This window comes from Pseudotabrizicola alkalilacus, from assembly GCF_003443995.1.
Taxonomy (GTDB): Bacteria; Pseudomonadota; Alphaproteobacteria; order Rhodobacterales; family Rhodobacteraceae; genus Pseudotabrizicola; species Pseudotabrizicola alkalilacus.
Window position 1 is genome coordinate 264,174 of the sequence record NZ_QWEY01000002.1, and the last position, 19,020, is coordinate 283,193.

At 63.8% G+C, this 19,020-nt stretch carries 18 protein-coding genes; 5 read left to right on the plus strand and 13 right to left on the minus strand.

Annotated elements, in window-relative coordinates:
* Positions 1-8: 8 nt before the first annotated feature.
* The 5 genes from D1012_RS05245 to D1012_RS05265 are packed head-to-tail and all read right to left on the minus strand — an operon-like array spanning position 9 to position 3,436.
* Positions 9-320: a 4a-hydroxytetrahydrobiopterin dehydratase gene (locus tag D1012_RS05245; protein ID WP_118150292.1), complete on the minus strand. Its 312-nt coding sequence runs from the start codon at positions 318-320 to the stop codon at positions 9-11.
* Positions 317-937: a glutathione S-transferase family protein gene (locus D1012_RS05250; protein ID WP_118150567.1), complete on the minus strand. Its 621-nt coding sequence runs from the start codon at positions 935-937 to the stop codon at positions 317-319. Before D1012_RS05250 ends, D1012_RS05245 begins: the two co-directional genes overlap by 4 nt.
* 52 nt (positions 938-989) lie before the next feature.
* On the minus strand, positions 990-2,147 hold the full coding sequence (locus D1012_RS05255; RefSeq protein WP_118150293.1) for a GNAT family N-acetyltransferase: 1,158 nt from the start codon (positions 2,145-2,147) through the stop codon (positions 990-992).
* Between the two features lie 52 nt (positions 2,148-2,199).
* Positions 2,200-2,973: a glycerophosphodiester phosphodiesterase family protein gene (locus tag D1012_RS05260; RefSeq protein ID WP_118150294.1), complete on the minus strand. Its 774-nt coding sequence runs from the start codon at positions 2,971-2,973 to the stop codon at positions 2,200-2,202.
* A 1-nt stretch (position 2,974) separates the two neighbouring features.
* Entirely contained in the window at positions 2,975-3,436 is a 462-nt protein-coding gene (locus D1012_RS05265) for a RidA family protein (RefSeq protein ID WP_118150295.1), read from the minus strand.
* A gap of 251 nt (positions 3,437-3,687) precedes the next feature.
* Between D1012_RS05265 and D1012_RS05270 the strand changes: the two genes are divergently transcribed.
* Both D1012_RS05270 and D1012_RS05275 read left to right on the plus strand, forming a co-directional pair.
* Entirely contained in the window at positions 3,688-4,482 is a 795-nt protein-coding gene (locus tag D1012_RS05270; RefSeq protein ID WP_233517020.1) for an MlaA family lipoprotein, read from the plus strand.
* Positions 4,472-5,083, plus strand: coding sequence for an MlaC/ttg2D family ABC transporter substrate-binding protein (locus D1012_RS05275; protein WP_118150297.1), 612 nt, complete (start codon positions 4,472-4,474; stop codon positions 5,081-5,083). Before D1012_RS05270 ends, D1012_RS05275 begins: the two co-directional genes overlap by 11 nt.
* A 102-nt stretch (positions 5,084-5,185) precedes the next feature.
* Here D1012_RS05275 and D1012_RS05280 read toward each other — a convergent pair whose 3' ends face one another.
* Together D1012_RS05280 and D1012_RS05285 are read right to left on the minus strand one after the other, a co-directional pair.
* Positions 5,186-6,301, minus strand: a complete 1,116-nt coding sequence (locus D1012_RS05280) for an SLC13 family permease (protein ID WP_199489441.1) — start codon at positions 6,299-6,301, stop codon at positions 5,186-5,188.
* Positions 6,302-6,610: 309 nt separating this feature from the next.
* Positions 6,611-8,893: a transglycosylase domain-containing protein gene (locus D1012_RS05285; RefSeq protein WP_118150569.1), complete on the minus strand. Its 2,283-nt coding sequence runs from the start codon at positions 8,891-8,893 to the stop codon at positions 6,611-6,613.
* Between the two features lie 260 nt (positions 8,894-9,153).
* Between D1012_RS05285 and D1012_RS05290 the strand changes: the two genes are divergently transcribed.
* Entirely contained in the window at positions 9,154-9,492 is a 339-nt protein-coding gene (locus D1012_RS05290; RefSeq protein WP_118150570.1) for a P-II family nitrogen regulator, read from the plus strand.
* 39 nt (positions 9,493-9,531) lie between these two features.
* On the plus strand, positions 9,532-10,866 hold the full coding sequence (locus D1012_RS05295; protein ID WP_233517021.1) for an ammonium transporter: 1,335 nt from the start codon (positions 9,532-9,534) through the stop codon (positions 10,864-10,866).
* Between the two features lie 129 nt (positions 10,867-10,995).
* Here D1012_RS05295 and D1012_RS05300 read toward each other — a convergent pair whose 3' ends face one another.
* The 6 genes from D1012_RS05300 to dapA all read right to left on the minus strand — a co-directional run bounded on the left by D1012_RS05300 (position 10,996) and on the right by dapA (position 16,847).
* Positions 10,996-12,174, minus strand: a complete 1,179-nt coding sequence (locus D1012_RS05300) for an amino acid aminotransferase (RefSeq protein WP_118150299.1) — start codon at positions 12,172-12,174, stop codon at positions 10,996-10,998.
* Positions 12,175-12,178: 4 nt separating this feature from the next.
* Complete coding sequence (sseA, locus tag D1012_RS05305; RefSeq protein WP_118150300.1) at positions 12,179-13,051, minus strand: 3-mercaptopyruvate sulfurtransferase; 873 nt, start codon at positions 13,049-13,051, stop codon at positions 12,179-12,181.
* A 205-nt stretch (positions 13,052-13,256) separates the two neighbouring features.
* A complete protein-coding gene (locus tag D1012_RS05310; protein WP_118150571.1) occupies positions 13,257-14,009 on the minus strand; it encodes an SDR family oxidoreductase in 753 nt (250 codons plus the stop codon).
* 351 nt (positions 14,010-14,360) lie between these two features.
* Positions 14,361-14,843, minus strand: a complete 483-nt coding sequence (gene smpB / locus D1012_RS05315) for an SsrA-binding protein SmpB (RefSeq protein WP_118150301.1) — start codon at positions 14,841-14,843, stop codon at positions 14,361-14,363.
* A gap of 58 nt (positions 14,844-14,901) precedes the next feature.
* Positions 14,902-15,795 carry a DMT family transporter gene (locus D1012_RS05320; RefSeq protein ID WP_118150302.1) on the minus strand — a complete coding sequence of 298 codons (894 nt, stop codon included), beginning with the start codon at positions 15,793-15,795 and terminating at the stop codon, positions 14,902-14,904.
* Between the two features lie 131 nt (positions 15,796-15,926).
* On the minus strand, positions 15,927-16,847 hold the full coding sequence (gene dapA, locus D1012_RS05325) for a 4-hydroxy-tetrahydrodipicolinate synthase (RefSeq protein WP_118150303.1): 921 nt from the start codon (positions 16,845-16,847) through the stop codon (positions 15,927-15,929).
* 214 nt (positions 16,848-17,061) lie between these two features.
* On the opposite strand from dapA, the gene D1012_RS05330 reads away from it, so the two are divergent.
* Positions 17,062-18,996: a lytic transglycosylase domain-containing protein gene (locus D1012_RS05330; RefSeq protein WP_118150572.1), complete on the plus strand. Its 1,935-nt coding sequence runs from the start codon at positions 17,062-17,064 to the stop codon at positions 18,994-18,996.
* Positions 18,997-19,020: the final 24 nt, after the last annotated feature.

The window sequence follows — 19,020 nt, forward strand, 5'->3', positions numbered from 1 at the left end:
CATAGCCCTCAATACCCCGCGGCCGTGTCCATCCGCCGGGCCAGATCCACGTCCAGCTTTGTCAGCCCGCCCGTATCATGTGTGGTCAGCCGCACCTTGACGGTGCGGTACACGTTCGACCATTCCGGGTGATGGTTCAGCGCCTCGGCGTCATCCGCCACCTTGGTCATAAAGGCAAAAGCCTGCTTGAAATCCTTGAACAAAAAGGTTTTTTCCAGCGCATCCTTGCTCTCTGCCATCTTCCACCCGGTGCCGAACAGCGGCAGCAGGGTGGATCGGTCCAGCGCAGACTTTTCACTCTTGTCGGTCTTGTCAGTCATTCGCGGGTATCCTTGCTTATCAGCGCATCATCCAGCGTGGTCGCGCGCGCAGCGGCGGGGCGGGTCTTGATCCGGTCCCAGTACGCAGACAACGCCTCGGTCCGGGGGATCGTTCCGAATTGCAGCCCCCAGCCGATCTGACTGCCGACATAGACATCCGCCGCCGAAAACGCCTCCCCTGCCACAAACTCCTGCGCCGCCACATGGTCCGAAATCGCGCCTACGGCCGTTTCCAGACTGCCATAGCCGGTGCGACCCGCCTCTTGCACGGTGCCGGGCTTCCAGCCAAAAGATGCATTCACCACCGCCTGCTCCAGCGGTCCGGCGGCAAAGAACATCCAGCGGTAAAACGCGGCCCGGTTCTCCGGCATCAGCCCCGCCTGCGGAAAGGCATCCGCCAGATAGCAGCAGATCGCAGCACATTCCGTCACCACCCGTCCGTCATGCACCACCGCCGGAACCTTGCCCATCGGGTTGACCGCCAGATAGTCTGCCGCCTTCATCGCCGGACCATAGGCCAACACCACCGTCTCATAGGGCTGGCCCAGCTCTTCCAGCATCCAGCGCACAATCCGGCCGCGTGACATCGGGTTGGTGTAAAACGTCAGGCTGTCCATGATCATCCCTCGCATGGTTGTGGGGGTACTCTGCCACGCCCGCCCGCCGCTGTCAGTCCTCGGAATGCACCCGGCGGAACGGGCCGTATTGCGTCAGCACCTCGATTTCCTCATCCACCGCGCGGCGCTCTTCCTGCAAGTACCGCGCCACCGCGTCGCGAAAGCCTGCATCGGCGATCCAGTGCAGCGAATGCACCGGGGTCGGCAGATAGCCGCGCGCCAGCTTGTGTTCGCCCTGCGCCCCCGCTTCCACGCGTTGCAACCCATTGGCAATCGCCCAGTCGATCGCCTGATAATAGCACAGCTCGAAATGCAGGCAGGGGTGATCCTCGGAACAGCCCCAATAGCGGCCGAACAGCACATCGCGCCCGATGAAGTTCAGCGCCCCCGCCACAGGCCGCGTGCCGTCAAAGGCCAGCACCAGCAGAATGTCGTCGCGCATGGTGTCATGAAACCGGGTGAACGCTGCCCGCGTCAGATAGGGTGTGCCCCATTTGCGCGCGCCGGTGTCCTGATAAAACTGCCAGAAGGCCTCCCAATGCGCAGGCTCGATCTGATCGCCGGTCAAGGCCCGGATGGTCAGCCCCGAGGCCCGCGCCGTCTCGCGCTCCTTGCGGATCATCTTGCGCTTGCGGCTCGACAGCTGGTTCAGGAAATCGTCAAACGAGGCGTAGCCGTTGTTTTCCCAGTGAAACTGCTGCGTCACCCGGTGCAATACGCCCTCAAAGCCCGCCAAAGCCTCGGCCTCTTCTTCGGTGCAAAAGGTTACATGCAGCGACGACAGCCGGTTCTTTTCCGTCACCGAAATCGCCGCCGCCAGCAACAACTCGCGGTGAACAGCGTCACCCAGAAACCGCCGCCCGGTGGCGGGCGTGAACGGCACCGCGATCTGCAGTTTTGGGTAATACCGCCCGCCCGCCCGCTCAAACGCCTGCGCCCAGCCGTGGTCAAAGATATACTCGCCCTGCGAATGACCCTTGGCATACATCGGCACCGCCGCCACCAGCCGTCCCGCCTCGCGCAGCACCAGCGGATGCGCGGTCCAGCCCGTGCCGGTGCCGGTCGAGCCGGACAGCTCCAGCGCGCTCAGAAACCGATAGGTGGTGAACGGGTCTACCGGCCGCCCCGATGCCTGCTCGGGGGCGGCCACCGCATCCCACTCGGCGGCATCAATCTCGGTCAGGCTCTGGTGCAGGGTGATTTCGGTCATGGGTCCGTCATTCCGGGCGCGTCCGCATAGACTGTGCCGCGCGCCCGCAAATTCAAGCGGGCAGGGCGCTCAGATAGCCCTCAAAGGTCACATTCGCCGCAATCTGCCGCGCCATCGCCTCTTGTTCGGGCGTGCGGATGGTCCAGCACAGCACCGGCACCCCCGCCGCGCGCAAGTCCAGCACACGCGGGCGTGTCAGGTCATTGCCCTGATGGCTGATGAAAGACGCGCCTACCCGGTCAAAATCGGGAATCCCGCGCAGCCGCTCGCACACCTCGGCGGGCACCGGGGCCCAGTCGTCAGGGTCATAGGACGATGTGGTCAGCCCGCGCGCAATGTGCGGTGCCAGCCGCGCCATATGCGCCACCGAATGCGGATTGAACGACATCACCGCGACCTCGCCCGCATATCCGGCCAAGGCCTCAGCCACCGCTGCCTCCAGCCGCCCGTCGGTCTCGCCCATCACCCCGGTCTGATCCTTGATCTCGATCAGCAGCGGCACCTTCCCGGCGACCATGTCAAGAACTGCGCCCAGCGTCGGAATCGTATCCGTGCCCCCGGTCAGCACAATCTGCCCCAACGCGGCGGCAGATCGCGCCGAAACCGGCCCGCGTTCCGCCGTCAGCCGGTCCAGCTCGTCATCATGAAACACCATTGCCTGCCCATCGGCAGACAGTTGCACATCCACTTCAATGGCATAGCCCGCCTCGACCGCCGCGCGTATGGCGGCAGGGCTGTTCTCGATCCGGCCCTGCGCCCGGTCATGCAGCGCTCGATGCGTGACTGGCAGGCGCAGGAAACCGGCGGGCAGGGCAGGGCGCGTCATGTCAGGCAATTTCAAACACCGCTTCAATCTCGACCGCCACGCCAAACGGCAAGGATGCCGCCGACACCGCTGAGCGCGCATGCCGCCCGGCATCGCCCAACACCGCGACCATGAAATCCGACGCGCCGTTGATCACCTTGGGCTGGTCCACGAACTCGGGGCCGGAGTTCACAAACCCCACCAGCTTGACCAGCCGCACCACGCGGTCGATCTCGCCGCCCGTTGCCGCCTTGACCTGCGCCAGCAGGGAAATCGCGCAGGCCTTTGCCGCCTCTGCGCCCTGTTCGACGCTCAGATCCGCGCCCAGCTTGCCCTTGATCATCCCGCCCGCGTTCTGGCTGATCTGGCCCGAGATGAACACCTGTTTGCCGCTGATCACCCAAGGCACGTAATTCGCCGCCGGAGCAGGCGCATCAGGCAGGGTCACGCCCAGTTCGGCAAGGCGGGCTTCGATCTTAGACATGGGAATACCTCCGTTCAGTTTGGCGCAGGCTAGCCGCCCGATCCGGTGGCGGCAAGGCCAGCTGCCCGGCAATTCGGCACAGCCGGTTATCACAAGACATATACGGCCCGCAGCGCCGCCTGAAACCTGCCCAAAACCCGGCACAAACCCAAGCCTGCGTTGTATTTCAACGCTACGGCCTATATCAAATCCCAAGATTATCGCGACACGCGCGACCAAATGATGACGTCCCGCCGCTCCCGGGCAGAAAAATGGCTGTATCCCGTATGATTTCATCTGCTGCCGCTTCCACCGCCCGCCCCGCGCTGCTGCGCGCCGCCAGCACCCTGGCCGCACTGACCCTGTTGGCCGCCTGCGCCCAGAAACCGGCCCCGGCGGGGTTCACTGACCCGATGGAGGTGAACAACCGCGAGATCCACGATTTCAACCGCAGCATCGACAACGCCATCCTGCGCCCGCTCTCCAGCGGCTTCCGCAAAGGCCCGCCCGGCCCGGTGATGCAAGGTGTCACCAATTTCGCGCAGAACCTCGACGCCCCCGGTGCGGTGGTCAACAACCTGCTGCAGGGCCGCCCGCAGTTTGCGCTGCAAAACACCCTGCGTTTCGCGCTCAACACCACCGTCGGCATCGGCGGGCTGTTTGATCCGGCCCGCGCCATCGGGCTGGAGGGCAAGACCACCGATTTCGGCGAAACCCTGCATGTCTGGGGCGCGGGAGAGGGGAATTATGTCGAACTCCCCTTCCTCGGCCCCTCCACCGAACGCGACATGGTGGGCAAGATCGTCGATGTCGGCCTGAACCCGCTGCGCTACGTTCTGCCAAAGCCGGAAAAGAACATCGTGCCGGTGGCAAAGGTCGTATCAAGTCTTGGTGATCGGGCCCGCTATTCCGAAACGGTCGACTCTGTCCTATATGACTCTGCGGACAGCTATGCACAGGCGCGCCTGCTGTATCTGCAAAACCGCCGTTTTGAACTTGGGCAAACCGCTGGCGACGCTGGCGATGACGCTTTTGAGGATCCGTATGAGGACATCTATGGCGAATGACAGGCTGATCATCACACGTCGTGGCTTTGGCATCGGGCTGGTCGGCGGTGCCGCCGCACTGGCCATGCCCATGCCTGCTGCGGCCCTCACCGTCGATCAGGCGCGCACGCTGGTCGGCAAGGCTGTGGCCGATGTGAACACCACGATCAACTCGGGCAAGTCCGCCGGCGCGATGTATGGCGATTTTGAACGCATCTTCAGCCGCTACGCCGATGTGCCCACCATCGCCCGGTCCGCTCTCGGGCCCGCCGCCCGCTCGGCCTCGCGTGCGCAGCTTGCGGCCTTTACCACCGCGTATCAAAGGTACATTGCCCGCAAATACGGTGCCCGGTTCCGCGAGTTCATCGGCGGCCAGATCGAGGTCACCGGTGCCCGTGCTGTCAAAAGCTATTTCGAGGTGATCTCGGTTGCCAAACTGCGCGGTCAGTCTCCCTTTGACCTGCGCTGGCATGTGTCGGACCGCTCTGGCAAAGACCTGTTCTTCAACATCATCATCGAAGGCGTGAACATGCTGGCCAGCGAACGCACCGAAATCGGTGCGATGCTTGACCGCCGCCGGGGCGACATCGACGGTCTGATCGCAGACATGAAAAACGCCTGACGCCGCGCCCGTCAAAGACCCAAAACGCCGACCCCCGCAACAGCGCAGGGTCGGCGTCTTGCTTTCGGGGCAGGGCGCATCGGTCTGACCGGCCAAAAGCCCTCACCCCAAGGCCAGCAAACCTGCGCCAACGGCAAACGACCCCAGCAGCATTGCCAGCGACCACAGGTGAAACTCCCGCCACAGCCCCGGCTTGCCTGACAGGCGCAGCGCAATCAGATTGGCCAAAGACCCGATCGCCAGCCCAAAACCGCCGACATTGATCCCCCAGGCCAGTGCCCGCCAGTCATCCGTAAACTGTGCCAGAAAAATCGCAGCAGGCACGTTCGACATGATCTGCGACAACCCAGCCCCCAGCGCATAGACAGCACCTTGCCCCTCTGTCCACGCCGCCACCACATCGGCGGCACCCGGCATCTGGCCCAGCAGCCCCAGATTGATGAACATCAGCACAAAGACCAGCAGCAACGGCCAATCCACCCCGCGCAGAACCGACCGGAAGCACAGCACAAACACGGCAATCACCGCCAAAGCAGAGGGAACCGCAAGCTCTGCATTCACCGCGACCAGAAACAGCGGATAGGTGGCAAGGGCGGTGACCATCAGCCCGCGTTGCAACGGCAGCGGGCCAGTCGTTTCCAGCACGGCCAGCCGCCCCTTGCCAAAGCCAAACGGGATCAGCGCCAGCAGCAGCGCCATCATCGTCGCCGCAATCGGCATCATGGCCAGCGTGAACTGCCCGAACCCAACCCCCGATGTTTGCCAAAGAAACAGATTCTGCGGATTGCCCACGGGCGAAAGCGCCGACCCGGCATTTACCGCCAGCGCCTGAAAGATCACCAGCCGTCCCAGCGGCAGATCGACCATCCGTGCCAGACCGACCGTCAGCGGCACCGTCACGAACAGCGCCACATCATTGGTCACCACCGCCGACAGCGCCGCCGCAAACACCACCAGCGCAAAGGCCAGCCCGCGCAAGCTGCCGATCTGGCCGATGATCCAGCGACCGCTGCGGTCAATCAGCCCGGACACCTCCAGCCCGCGACTCAGCACCATCAGCCCGGCAAGCGCTGCGACGGTCTTCCAGTCCACCAGCCCGAACAGGGCGGCAGGCGGTCTTGGCACCGCCCAGAGCATCACAGGAAAAACGGCAATCAGCCCCAGCAACAACCAGTCCTGCGCCAGCCGCGCCGAGATGGCGCGAAGAATACCGATCATGTTTGCCCGCTCCATGCCTGCCGCGCATGTGACCGGAAATTCCGGCGGTCTCAAGCACAGATTGGGCGGGGCGCAGCGCAGGGCACATAGGCCGCTGTCCCTGTGTTCAGGACCAGCACCGCGACAAGGGCGCAAATGCAGCGCAGGGCATCCTTATGCCTCGCTTTCCCTGCGCAGACCCGGCAACCCTGCACCCGCCTGCTGCGTGGGGAATCTTAAAATTCGGTTAAAATCAAGGATCTAACCTATTGATAACACAGAAAAGAGCTCAGCTTCCCCCTGTGTTACACACGCCTCCGCAGAGGGTCGTCAGTTGCGAAACACCCCCATCACATCCTGCAGGATCTGTTCGGCCAGGTCGCCCTCCTGCATCACCGGCCCCTCATTGATCCAGTCATCCGGCACCGGACCGTCATAGACGATCACCTCCTGCGCGGGCACCTCTGCCGCAGCAGGGGCGCCGGGCTGTGGTACCGAAGTGGGCGACTGCCCGTCGGCCATCACATTGGGCGACGCGGCGTAGCCCCCCGGCGGCAGCTTCGGCTCGGGCACCAGCATGGGCAGCGGCTGGGGCTGCACGCCCTCATGAACCCGCACCATCACCTCGCGCCAGATCTCGGCAGGCAAGCCGCCACCCGTCACCCCGGTCAGGGGCGCGTTGTCATCGTTGCCCATCCAGACCCCGGCCACATAGTCAGCGGTAAAGCCCAGAAACCACGCATCCCGCGCCGCCTGTGTCGTGCCGGTCTTGCCTGCCGCCTGCCAGCCGGGAATCCTTGCCCGCGTCCCGGTGCCGTTCTCGATCACCCGGTTCATCATATAGGTCAGGTACAGCGCCGCCTCTTCGCTGATCACCCGCTGCCCAAGGCCGCCGGTCGCGCCCAGCAGCATGTCATTTTCCCCCTGCAGCCGCAGCTCAACCAGCCCGTAGGGCGTGACCGAAGAGCCGCCGTTCAGAATGCCCGCATAGGCCCCCGACATCTCCAGCAGCGACGATTCCGACGCGCCCAGTGCCAGCGCAGGCCCATCGGCCAGCGCCGAGACAATGCCGAACCCGTTCGCCACCCGCCGCACCGCATCGCGCCCCACCGCCTCCGAGACCCGCACCGCCGGAATGTTGCGGCTTTCGGCCAGGGCTTGCGATAGCGTGATCATGCCCTTGAACTGGTTGTCATAGTTCTTTGGTGTCCACGCCCCTGATCCGGGGATGTTGATGGTCAGCGGCGTATCCTCGACATAATCCGCCGGAGTGAACCCCAGATCCATTGCCGCCGCATAGGCAAAGGGTTTGAAGCTGGACCCGGTCTGTCGCTTGGCCTGCGTGGCGCGGTTGAAGCTGCCCGCCGCCACCGCCTCACGCCCGCCGACCATGGCGCGCACCGCGCCATCAGCAGACATGACCACAATCGCCGCCTGCGCCTTGGAGCCCTCTTTCACCTTGGTGTCAAAGATGAACTCCAGCGCGTCCTCCGCCGCCTTTTGCAACCGCTGATCCAGCGTGGTGCGGATGATCACGTCTTCGGTCGTGTTCGATGACAGAAAGCTGGGCGTCGACTCCATCACCCAATCGGCAAAGGCTCCGCCTGACTTCGTTTCGGCAGCTTTTGACAGCCGGGCCGGGTTCTGGCGGGCATCGGCGGCCTGCGCGGCGGTCAGATAGCCCTGATCCTCCATCAGCCCGACCACGACCGAAGCGCGTTCCTGCGACCGGCCCAGATTGTTGGTCGGCGCAAAGCGTGATGGCGCGGTCAGCAGGCCCGCCAGCATCGCGGCTTCCGCCGGGCCAACCTCATTGGCGGACTTGCCGAAATAGCGTTGCGCCGCAGCCTCGAACCCACGCGCGCCAGCCCCCATATAGGCCCGGTTCAGATAGATGGTCAGGATTTCCTGCTTGGAATACTTGACCTCCATCGCCATCGCATAGGGGATCTCTTTGACCTTGCGCCAGATGCCGCCGCTGCGGCAGTCCTGCTCATAAGCGGCCTCGGATTTCCATTCGGTCGGGTTATAGGGCACGCCAAGGCACAGCAATTTCGCGACCTGCTGGGTGATGGTCGACCCGCCGTTGCCCGACAGCGGGCCCCGCCCCTCGCTCAGGTTGATACGGACGGCCCCGGCAATGCCGCGCGGGCTGATGCCGAAATGGCGGTAGAACCGGCGGTCTTCGGTTGCGATCACGGCGTCATGCAAGAACGGCGAGACATTGGCCGCCGTGATCTGGCCGCCAAAAGTTTCGCCACGCCAGGCAAAGACCTGGCCTTCGCGGTCCAGCATGGTCACAGACCCGCGGGCACGACCATCCAGCAGTTCCGTCACGGCAGGAAGCTGGCTGTAGAAATAGAACACCGCCAGAGCCAGAACCATGCCGACAACCGCACCGACCCGCCAGGTCACGCCCCAAAGCACGCGCCAGATCAGCCGCCACAGGCCAAGGATCAGCCCGACGATCAGCCCATGCTGCCGCCGGGGCTTGCGTGGCGCAGGTTTGCGCGGCGGGCGTCCCCCCGAGGTGGGTTTGGCGGCGGCGGGACGACTGGCCCCATACCGCTTGTCCGCAGTCAGTTTTCCCCGCCCGTTGCCCGATGCTGCCATTGCCTGCCCAACCATTAAAGACGTGTTCTTTTGCCCGACTCTAGCCGGAATAACCCGCGTTGTGGAGAGCGGGCCGTCACGATTCGGATATGTGACATGCTTAAAAATTCATCAAGTTGCACAATAAGTATAAAAATTGTGCATCAAGGCGCGCATTCAGGCAGAGTTCCGCCGTCGGTTTCTTGTTCTGTCCCCTCGAAAGGCGGCTTGTTATCTGCAAGGGCCCAACCCCGGGCCCCACAGAAATGAAGGGGAAGGACGTGAAACTAATTATTGCAGCAATCAAGCCGTTCAAGCTGGAGGAAGTGCGTGAAGCACTGACCACCATCGGGGTGCGCGGCATGATGGTGACCGAGATCAAGGGTTTCGGCAGCCAGTCTGGTCATACTGAAATCTATCGCGGTGCCGAATACGCCGTGAACTTTGTGCCAAAGGTCCGGCTGGAAATCGTGGTCAGCGACAGCCTTGCGGATGCGGTTGTCGAGACGATCCGCACCACCGCGAAAACCGACAAGATCGGTGATGGCAAGATCTTCGTGCTGGATGTCCAGCATGCCGTGCGCGTGCGCACCGGCGAAATCAACGACGATGCGCTCTGACGCGTTGGGGACAGGGGAAACGCAAAGATGAACACTCCGATGAAACTTGCTGGACTTGCGACGCTGGGCGCGTCGCTGTTTGCCAGCCTGCCCGCCTGGGCACAGGACGCCACCGCCGAGGCGGCAGAGGTTGTCGCCGCAGCACCGGCGGCCGTGGATAACGCCTTTATTTTCAATACCCTGCTGTTCCTGATCGGCGGCTTTCTGGTGTTCTGGATGGCCGCTGGCTTTGCGATGCTTGAGGCCGGTCTGGTGCGGTCGAAAAACGTCACGATGCAGCTGACCAAGAACATTGCGCTCTTTGCCATTGCCTCGCTGATGTACTGGATCGTCGGTTACAACCTGATGTATCCGGGCGATGCTTGGACCATGACCGGCTATGTCGGCCAGCTGTTCTCGGCCAAAACCATCGGCGGCGACCCTGATCTGGCGACCGGCTACTCTGCCGGATCGGACTTCTTCTTTCAGCTGATGTTCTGCGCCACCACCGCGTCGATCGTCTCGGGCACACTGGCCGAGCGCATCAAGCTGTGGCCGTTCCTGATCTTTACGGTTGTCCTGACCGGGTTCCTCTACCCGATCGAAGCATCCTGGCAGTGGGGCGGCGGCTGGTTGTCGGAAGCCGGGTTCTCTGACTTTGCCGGATCGACACTGGTGCACGCCGCAGGTGGCTTTGCTGCCCTCTCGGGTGCGCTGATCCTGGGGCCGCGTCTGGGCAAATACACCAAGGAAGGCCGCGTCAACCCGATGCCGGGTTCCAACCTTGCCCTTGCTACGCTTGGCACCTTTGTTCTGTGGCTGGGCTGGTTTGGCTTCAACGGCGCGTCCCAGCTGGCTCTGGGCACCGAAGTCGATGCCAATGCTGTCTCGATCATCTTTGCCAACACCAACATGGCCGCGTCTGCCGGTGCTGTGGTGGCAATGATCCTGTCGCAGCTGATCTACAAAAAGGTTGACCTGACCATGGTGCTGAACGGCGCGCTGGCTGGTCTGGTCTCGATCACCGCCGGGCCGCTGGACCCGTCGCTGTTCGGTGCCGTGTGGATCGGTGGTATCGGTGGCGTGATCGTTCTGGTGGTGGTTCCGCTGCTCGACAAGCTGAAGATCGACGACGTGGTCGGTGCGATCCCGGTTCACCTGGTGGCTGGCTTCTGGGGCACCATGGCGGTTCCGTTCTACACCGACGGCACCAGCTTTGGGATGCAGTTCTTGGGCTTTGCCGCGATCGGCATCTTCATGTTCGTTACCTCGGGCATCGTCTGGCTCGTCCTCAAGTCCACCATGGGTCTGCGTCCGACCCAGGAAGACGAGATGATGGGGCTGGACAAGGCCGAGCTGGGTCTGGAAGCCTATCCGGAGTTTACCAAGGGCTGACGCCTCCTCCTCCCAGTCAGTCTGACCTCTGGCCCGAACCGAAAGGTTCGGGCCTCTTTACTGGCCGGTAGACAGCGTATGAAAAAGCCCGCGACAAGCGCGGGCTCTTTCATCTGTCAGAGCTTTGGCTCAGCCCGAGACTTTCGCAATCGCCGCCGCCAGAATTGGCACGGTGCGGGCGTTCAGCCCGGCGATATTGATGCGGCTGTCGCCCACCATGTAAATCCCGTGATCGTCGCGCAGCACATTCACCTGTGTCTCGGTCAGGCCAAGGCGGCTGAACATGCCACGATGATCGGCCACGAAATCGAAACGGTCAGAGTTGGTTGCGCGGCGCAGCTCTTCCGCCAGCGCCTTGCGTAAGGACAGCATGTTCAGCCGCACCTCTTCCAGCTCGGCCTTCCAGTCGGCGCGCAAGGCGTCATCTTCCAGGATCATCGTCACCAGCCGCGCGCCGTGATCGGGCGGAAAGCTGTAGTTCTGGCGGTTGAGGTAAGCCAGATTGCCCTGCACCACAGCGCGGCGCGCGGGTTCGGTCAGCGCGATCAGAACGCCCGTGCGCTCGCGGTAAATCCCGAAGTTCTTCGAACACGACGCCGCAATCAGCACCTCGGGGAACCGCGCGGCGATCATCCGCGTGGCGGCCGCGTCTTCCTCCAGCCCGTCGCCAAAGCCTTGATAGGCCAGGTCGATGAACGGAATGGCGCCACGCGCCTCCAGCACATCGGCAACCTGCGCCCACTGGTCAGCAGTGAAGTTCGCGCCGGTCGGGTTGTGGCAGCATCCATGCAGCAGCACGATGTCACCCTTGGCGACGCGGCCCAGATCTTCCAAAACACCCGCAAAATCCACACCGCGAGTCTCGGCATCGAAATAACGGTACTCGGCCATTTTCATGCCAAGATAGCGGATGATCGACGGATGGTTCGGCCATGTCGGGTTTGACAGCCAGACCGTTGCGCCCGGCGACGCCATGCGGATCAGCTCCAGCGCCTGCCGGATCGCCCCAGTGCCGCCCGGAGTCGCCACCGATGCCGCACGGTCCGCAAAGCCCTCGCCCAGGATCATTCCCACCATCGCCGCGTTATACGCAGGCTCCCCGGCCAGCCCGGTGTAGGATTTGGTGACCTCCACCTCCCACAGCTTTTTCTCCGCCGCCTTCACCGCCCGCATCACCGGGGTCAGGCCGGTGGCATCCTTGTAGACGCCAACGCCAAGGTCGATCTTGGTGTCGCGTGGGTCATCGCGGTACATCGCGATCAGTTGCAGGATCTTGTCCTGCGGTTGCGGGTTCAGAACTTCCAGCATTGGCCTATCCTTTGGCGACGGCAAGGTCTTCGTACATGCCCCATTCGGACCATGATCCGTCATAGAGCGCATGGCTGCGGTGACCGATCCGTTCCAGAGCAAGGCTCAGAATCGCGGCGGTCACGCCCGACCCGCAAGAGGTGATCGCCGGGCGCGACAGATCCACCCCCGCCGCCTCGAACACCGCTTTCAGATCGGCAGGGGCCTTCATGGTGCCATCAGCGTTCAAGAGCGTACCGAACGGCACGTTCTTTGACCCCGGAATATGCCCCGCCCGCAAACCGGGGCGAGGTTCTGCCACCTCACCACGAAACCGCGCAGCGGCGCGGGCGTCGATGATCTCGGCCTGCGCCAGCTTGGCGGCATGGGCCACCTGAGTCACATCCTTGACCAGCTGGTTCTGGCGGCTGACGGTCATGTGGCGGTCGCGCACCACGGGCGGCATATCCTCAACCTCGCGCCCCTCGGCCTGCCATTTGGGAAAGCCGCCATCCAGCACGGCCACATCCATCTTGCCCATCAGCCGGAACGTCCACCAGACCCGCGCTGCCGAAAACAGCCCCGAACCATCATAGACCACCACCTGATGCCCGTCGCCCACGCCCATGGCGCGCATCCGGCTCATGAACTTTTCCACCGGCGGCACCATATGCGGCAGGTTCGAGCGGTGATCGCTGATCTCGTCGATGTCGAAGAACCGGGCGCCGGGAATATGGGCGGCGGCGTATTCCGCCCGCGCATCGCGGCCAGAGTCGGGCATGAACCACGACGCATCCAGAACCCGCAGGTCCGGGTCTTTCAGATGGGCGGCCAGCCAGTCGGTCGACACCAGTGTTTTCGGGTCGTCGAGGGGCGATTGGGTCACGAGGGTTGTCATGTGTCATGCTCCGCGCGGGTCAGCCCCGGCATATATCGGCAAAGGGGCGCAGGGCAAGGGTGCAGGCGATGTGCCCGTGGTTTTGGCCAACCCAGACGCCGGGTCTGGGGGCAGATGGGAGCTGCGCCAATCGGGATGACGCAGGACCACACCTCGGGACAAACCGGACACTGGCGGTTTGTTTGCCGGTGTCCGGTTTATCGTTCTACAGTTTATTTATGGAGTTTCCCCCATCGGCGATCATGGCGCTGCCGGTCACGAAAGAAGCGTGGTCAGAAAGCAAGAACAACGCTGCGTTGGCGATTTCGGACGGCTCTGCCATGCGCTTGAGCGCGTGGAAACCGCGCACGACTTCATGAAAACCGGCATCATCACCGGCCATGGGCGTCATCGTGCCACCCGGGAGGAGCGCGTTCACGCGGATGTTTTCGGGCCCATGTTCTGCCGCCAGAACCTGCGTCATGCCGATAAGCCCCGCCTTTGCAGCGGCGTAGGCCCCCATGCCGGGCAAACCGATTGTGTGTCCCACGAATGAAGAGGTGAACACAATCGAACCGCCACCGCGTTTGCGCATCGCGGGAATCTGGAACTTGGCCGCATAGAACCCGCTATTAAGGTTTACTGCCATCACCTTATGCCAATTGCTGTCTGCCATGTCGGGGATTGGTCCCATTTCTCCGGTGACACCAGCATTGTTGAAAGCGCCGTCGAGGCCGCCAAAGCGCGACTCCGCAAGCTTCACCAACGCTTCGGCGTAGCCCCTGTCTTCGACGTTCCCCACGAGGAAAGCCGCCTCGCCACCGTTGGCAGAAATGTCCTCTGTGATTTGCTCAAGCAGTTCGGCGCGGCGCGCTCCGAGAACCAGCTTCGCACCTTCAGCTGCGAAAATTCTGGCGGCGGCGGCTCCAATACCACTGCTCGCGCCCGTGATAATAATTGTCTTTCCGTTGAGAAGCATTCCCATCTCCATTTGCTGTGGTTTGGGAGCTGCTTAGTGAAACCGTTCCTCCAGACCGACCCGCTTCTTGCGCAAATACCATCTGCGTGCCCGGAAAAGTCGCCGTTCATTGCGGGGGCAGCATCACGCGGTCTGGGCTCTGTCCGGTCATGCACTGCGCCACGCCGCTGTTCCCGAGTAAGCCAGTTTCTGACGCCCGACGAACAACGCATACTCCGGCGAACGCGCTTTATTTTCTCAACGCACACACGTCATGACAGATGCCATACGTTGGCCATACGCAGATCAGACGCCCGCCATACCCGAAAAAACCCGCGTTCAGCAGGGCCGAAGTCCCCCGGACGGCGGAACTCAGTCGCGGTGGTTCTGCTTCATGATCCGGGCCTTCTGCCGGTCCCAGTCGCGCTTGGCGCTGGTTTCGCGCTTGTCGGCCTGCTTTTTGCCTTTGGCCACACCCAGCTTGATTTTGACGATGCCACGATCATTGAAATACATCTTGATCGGCACAATCGTCATGCCTTCGCGCGCGGTAGCATTCCACAGCCGCGCCAGTTCGCGCTTTGACACCAACAGCTTGCGGCGGCGGCGTTCGTCATGGCTGTCCCAGTGGTTCGACTGGGTATAGGGCGCAATATAGCCGTTGATCAGCCACAGCTCGCCGCCCTCGACACTCGCATAGCTGTCGCCGATGTTCGAACCGCCCTTGCGCAGCGACTTCACCTCGGACCCTTGCAGCATGACCCCGGCTTCCAGATCGGATTCGATATGGTAATCGAACCGCGCCCGGCGGTTTTCGGCAATCAGCTTGGAGTTTGGGTCGGATATCTTGGCCATCCGCTTCACATAAGCGCGCTTTGATCCCAAGTCCAGATGGCGGCCCGAACTGACCGGCCTACAGCGGCAGGCTGCCCGGCGGCGGCGTGGTTTTCCGGTTGCCCCGAACCAGCGTATAGATCCCCGAGCCGACGATCAGCGTCGACCCGATCAGCGTCGCCAGATCCGGCCGTTCGTTGAAAAACACCATCGCCAGAGCCATCGCGAACACCAGTCGCACATAGCGGAATGGCGTGACAAACCCGATCTCGCCGGTCCGCATCGCCGAGGTCAGGGCGTGATACCCCAGCACCGCAAACAGCGCCGTCCCCGCCAGCAGCGCCCAACCCTGTGCATCCGGCCAGACCGCCCCGCCGGTCCAGCCCAGAATGATCACGCCGGCCAAGGCCAGCATGGCAAAACCCGCCACCCCCAGCTGCCGGTTCGACATCACCTTTGGCGCCGCCCGCGTCGCCAGATCGCGCCCGGCAAACCCCAGCATCCCCGCCACCGCCAGCAGCGACAGCGCCGAAAATCCGTCCATTCCGGGCCGGATGATGATCAGCACGCCGACAAAACCGACAGCCACCGCCGACCAGCGCCGCCATCCGACCCGCTCGCCGAAAAACAGCGCCGCGCCCCCGACCACCACCAAAGGCGAGGCCTGCAGGATCGCCGAAGTGGTGGAGAGCGGCGTCAGCGCAAGGGCCAGCGCATAGAACAGCCGCCCCGACACCTCGAACCCCGACCGGATCGCCAGCCCGCGCGTCATCAGCGCCGGGTGAAATGCCGGCTCCCCCATCCGCCGCGCCATCAGCGCAAACACCGCCATGCCCACCAGCCCGACGATCAGCACTGCCTGACCCATCGGCATCACGCGGGCGCTGGCTTTCAGAAACATATCCTCGACCGCAAACCCCGCCATCGACAGGATCATGAAAGCCGCACCGCGCAGGTTGTCGTTCTGGAACATCGGGCCCTGTCTGACTGTCTGAAGGATCGACGCCGGAGCGCAGCAGGCCGCGCCCTATGCCTCTGATTTCATCTTGGCGGAAACACTCACGGGGGGTTCAAGGGGGGCAGTCAGCCCCCCTTTGCAACGGGTCAGGTCAAGCCACGTAGAACGGCTATCCCCGTCCCGTCAAAGCCTCCGTTCAGCAGCCCGGCATGGCGCATCGCCGCTTTGATCTTGTCCTTGGTGCCCTCGGTCAGCGCCACCAGCGGCAGCCGCACCTCCTCAGTGCAGCGGCCCAGCAGCGACAGCCCGTATTTGGCCCCGGCCAGACCCGGTTCGATAAAGATCGACTCATGCAGCGGCATCAGCCGGTCCTGAATCTGCAGGGCAGTGCGGTAATCCCCGGCCAGCGTGGCATTCTGGAACTCGGCACACAGACGCGGGGCGACGTTGGCCGTGACCGAAATGCAGCCGGTGCCGCCATGGGCGTTAAAGCCCAAGGCCGTGGCATCCTCGCCCGACAGCTGGATGAACGCCTTGCCGCAGGTCTCGCGCTGCATCGACACGCGCTCGATCTTGCCGGTGGCATCCTTGACCCCGACAATGCGCGGCAGCTTTGCCAGCGTGCCCATGGTCTCGGGCGACATATCCACCACCGACCGGCCCGGAATGTTGTAGATGATGATCGGCAGCGTGCAGCAATCATGCAGGGCGGTGTAATGCGCGATCAGCCCGGCCTGCGTCGGCTTGTTGTAATAGGGCGTCACCACCAGTGCCGCATCGGCGCCCACGCGCTCGGCATGGCGGATCAGGCGGATGCCTTCGACCGTGTTGTTCGACCCGGCCCCGGCAATGACCGGCACCCGGCCATCGGCAAACCTGACCACCGCCTCGATCACCGCCTCATGCTCTTCATGGCTCAGCGTCGGGCTTTCGCCGGTGGTGCCGACCGGAACCAGCCCGTGCGAGCCCTCAGCGATCTGCCAGTCGACCAGCTTCTTCAGCGTATCCAGATCGAGTTCGCCGTTCTTGAACGGCGTAACCAAGGCGGGGATGGACCCTTTGATCATGGCACGCAGACTCCTGTTAGCAGCGACGGGGGTATCCGAGTCGCTTGGGCTGAAAAATCCTGCCTTGATTATCCGGGGTGCGCGCAATTGCCAAGCACAGCGTTTTTGCCGCAGATCCGGGGGGGATTTGCGCCGCCGTTGACAGGATCGTGGCTTGTCGGCTTTGGCCGCTTCAGGCAAAATCCGGCGCATGAGCAGACAAACAAAAAAAACGATGACAGGAACCATCACCGGCCTTCTGGCCCCCTTTGCGCTTGCCCTTGCGCTGGCGGGCCCGGTTCAGGCCGATGACACGCAGGCGATGCGGCAGGTGCTGGCCCGGATCGCCGCCAAAGACTGGGCCGGGGCCACCGCCATTGCCCCGCATGAGGTTGCCCGCGATTTGGTAGCTTGGAACAAGCTTCGCGCCGGGGATGGCTTGCTGGGCGACTACGAGTCTTTCCTGCAACGCCGCCCCGACTGGCCGGGCCTGCCGTATCTGCGGCAAAAGGGCGAGGCCGCCGTCGCCCGCTCCACCTCGCCCGAGCGGGTGGTCGCCTATTTTGCCGGAACCGCGCCGCAAACCGGCGAAGGGGCGGTCGCTTTGGTCCGCGCGCTGCAGGCGCTGGGGCGGGCGGATCAGGCCGAAGACCGGGCGATGCAGGCGTGGTCCGACCTGACCCTCACCGCCGAACAGGAAGCGGCGCTCCTGTCGCTCGCCCCGAAATCGGTCGCACTGGTGCACGAGCTGCGGATGGACCGCCTGTTGTGGCAGGGCCGCCGGGTCGAGGCGGAACGGATGATGTCGCGCCTGCCCGCCGATTGGCAGGCGCTGGCCAAGGCCCGTCTGGCCCTGCAGACCGGGGCCAATGGCGTCAACACGCTGATCAACGCCGTGCCAAATGTCCGCGCCGCCGATCCCGGTCTGGCGTTCGAGCGGTTCATCTGGCGCATGAAACGCGACATGTATGACGAGGCCCTGCCGCTGATCCTGGAGCGCAGCGCCTCTGCCGCCAGTCTGGGCGATCCGCAGGCCTGGGCACAACGCCGCGCAATTCTGACCCGCTGGCTCATGCGGCAGAACCGCCCGGCCGAGGCGTATCGCGTGGCCTCGGCGCATCACCTGACCTCTGGCGGCGGCTATGCCGATCTGGAGTTTCTGTCCGGCTTCATCGCCCTGCGCCGCCTGAATGATCCTGCCCGCGCGCTGGAACACTTCCGCCATCTGGAGGCCGGGGTGGCCACGCCGATTTCCCTGTCGCGCGCGCTCTACTGGCAGGGCCGCGCGCAGGAAGCGGCGGGCGCCCGTGATGCGGCGCAGCGCGCCTATCAGGCCGCCGCGCGCCACCAGACTGCCTATTACGGCTTGCTGGCCGCCGAAAAGCTGGGCCTGCAGCTCGATGCCAGCCTGATCAACGCCCCGCGCCCCGCCGACTGGCGGCAGGCCGCGTGGACCCGGTCTTCGGTGCATCAGGCGGCGCTGCTGGCCCTGCGCGCGGGCGACCGCAATCTGGCCAAACGCTTTTGGCTGCATCTGGCCGAAAGCCTCGACGCCACCGGGTTGGATCAGCTGGGCGACATGGCCCTTGCTTTGAACGAGCCGCATATTGCCGTGCTGGTCGGCAAACATGCGGCCGAGCGCAGCGTGATCCTGCCGCGCGCCTATTACCCGGTCACCGATCTGGTGCCTGACGGCCTTGCCGTCAGCCGCGCCTTTGCCCTGTCGATCGCGCGGCGTGAAAGCGAATTCGAGCCCGCCGCCCGCTCCACCGCCGATGCGCGCGGGCTGATGCAGCTGTTGCCCGGCACTGCCAAGATGATGGCGACCAAGGTCTCATTGCCGTTTGACGCGGGCCGCCTGACCCGCGACCCCGGCTATAATGCCACCCTCGGCAGCGCCTACCTCAAGCAACTGGTCGACGAATTCGGCCCCTCCATCGCGCTGGTGGCCTCGGGGTATAACGCCGGCCCCGGCCGCCCGCGCCGCTGGATGACCGAATACGGCGACCCACGTAGCCCGGATGTCGATGTCATCGACTGGGTGGAGTCGATCCCCTTTACGGAGACCCGCACCTATGTGATGCGGGTGGTCGAAGGCGTCATCCTCTACCGTGCCAAGCTGCGCGGCAGCCCCGGCCCGGTCAAGGTCACCGCCGAACTCAAAGGCTGACCACCCCGGATTGCTGCTTTGAAA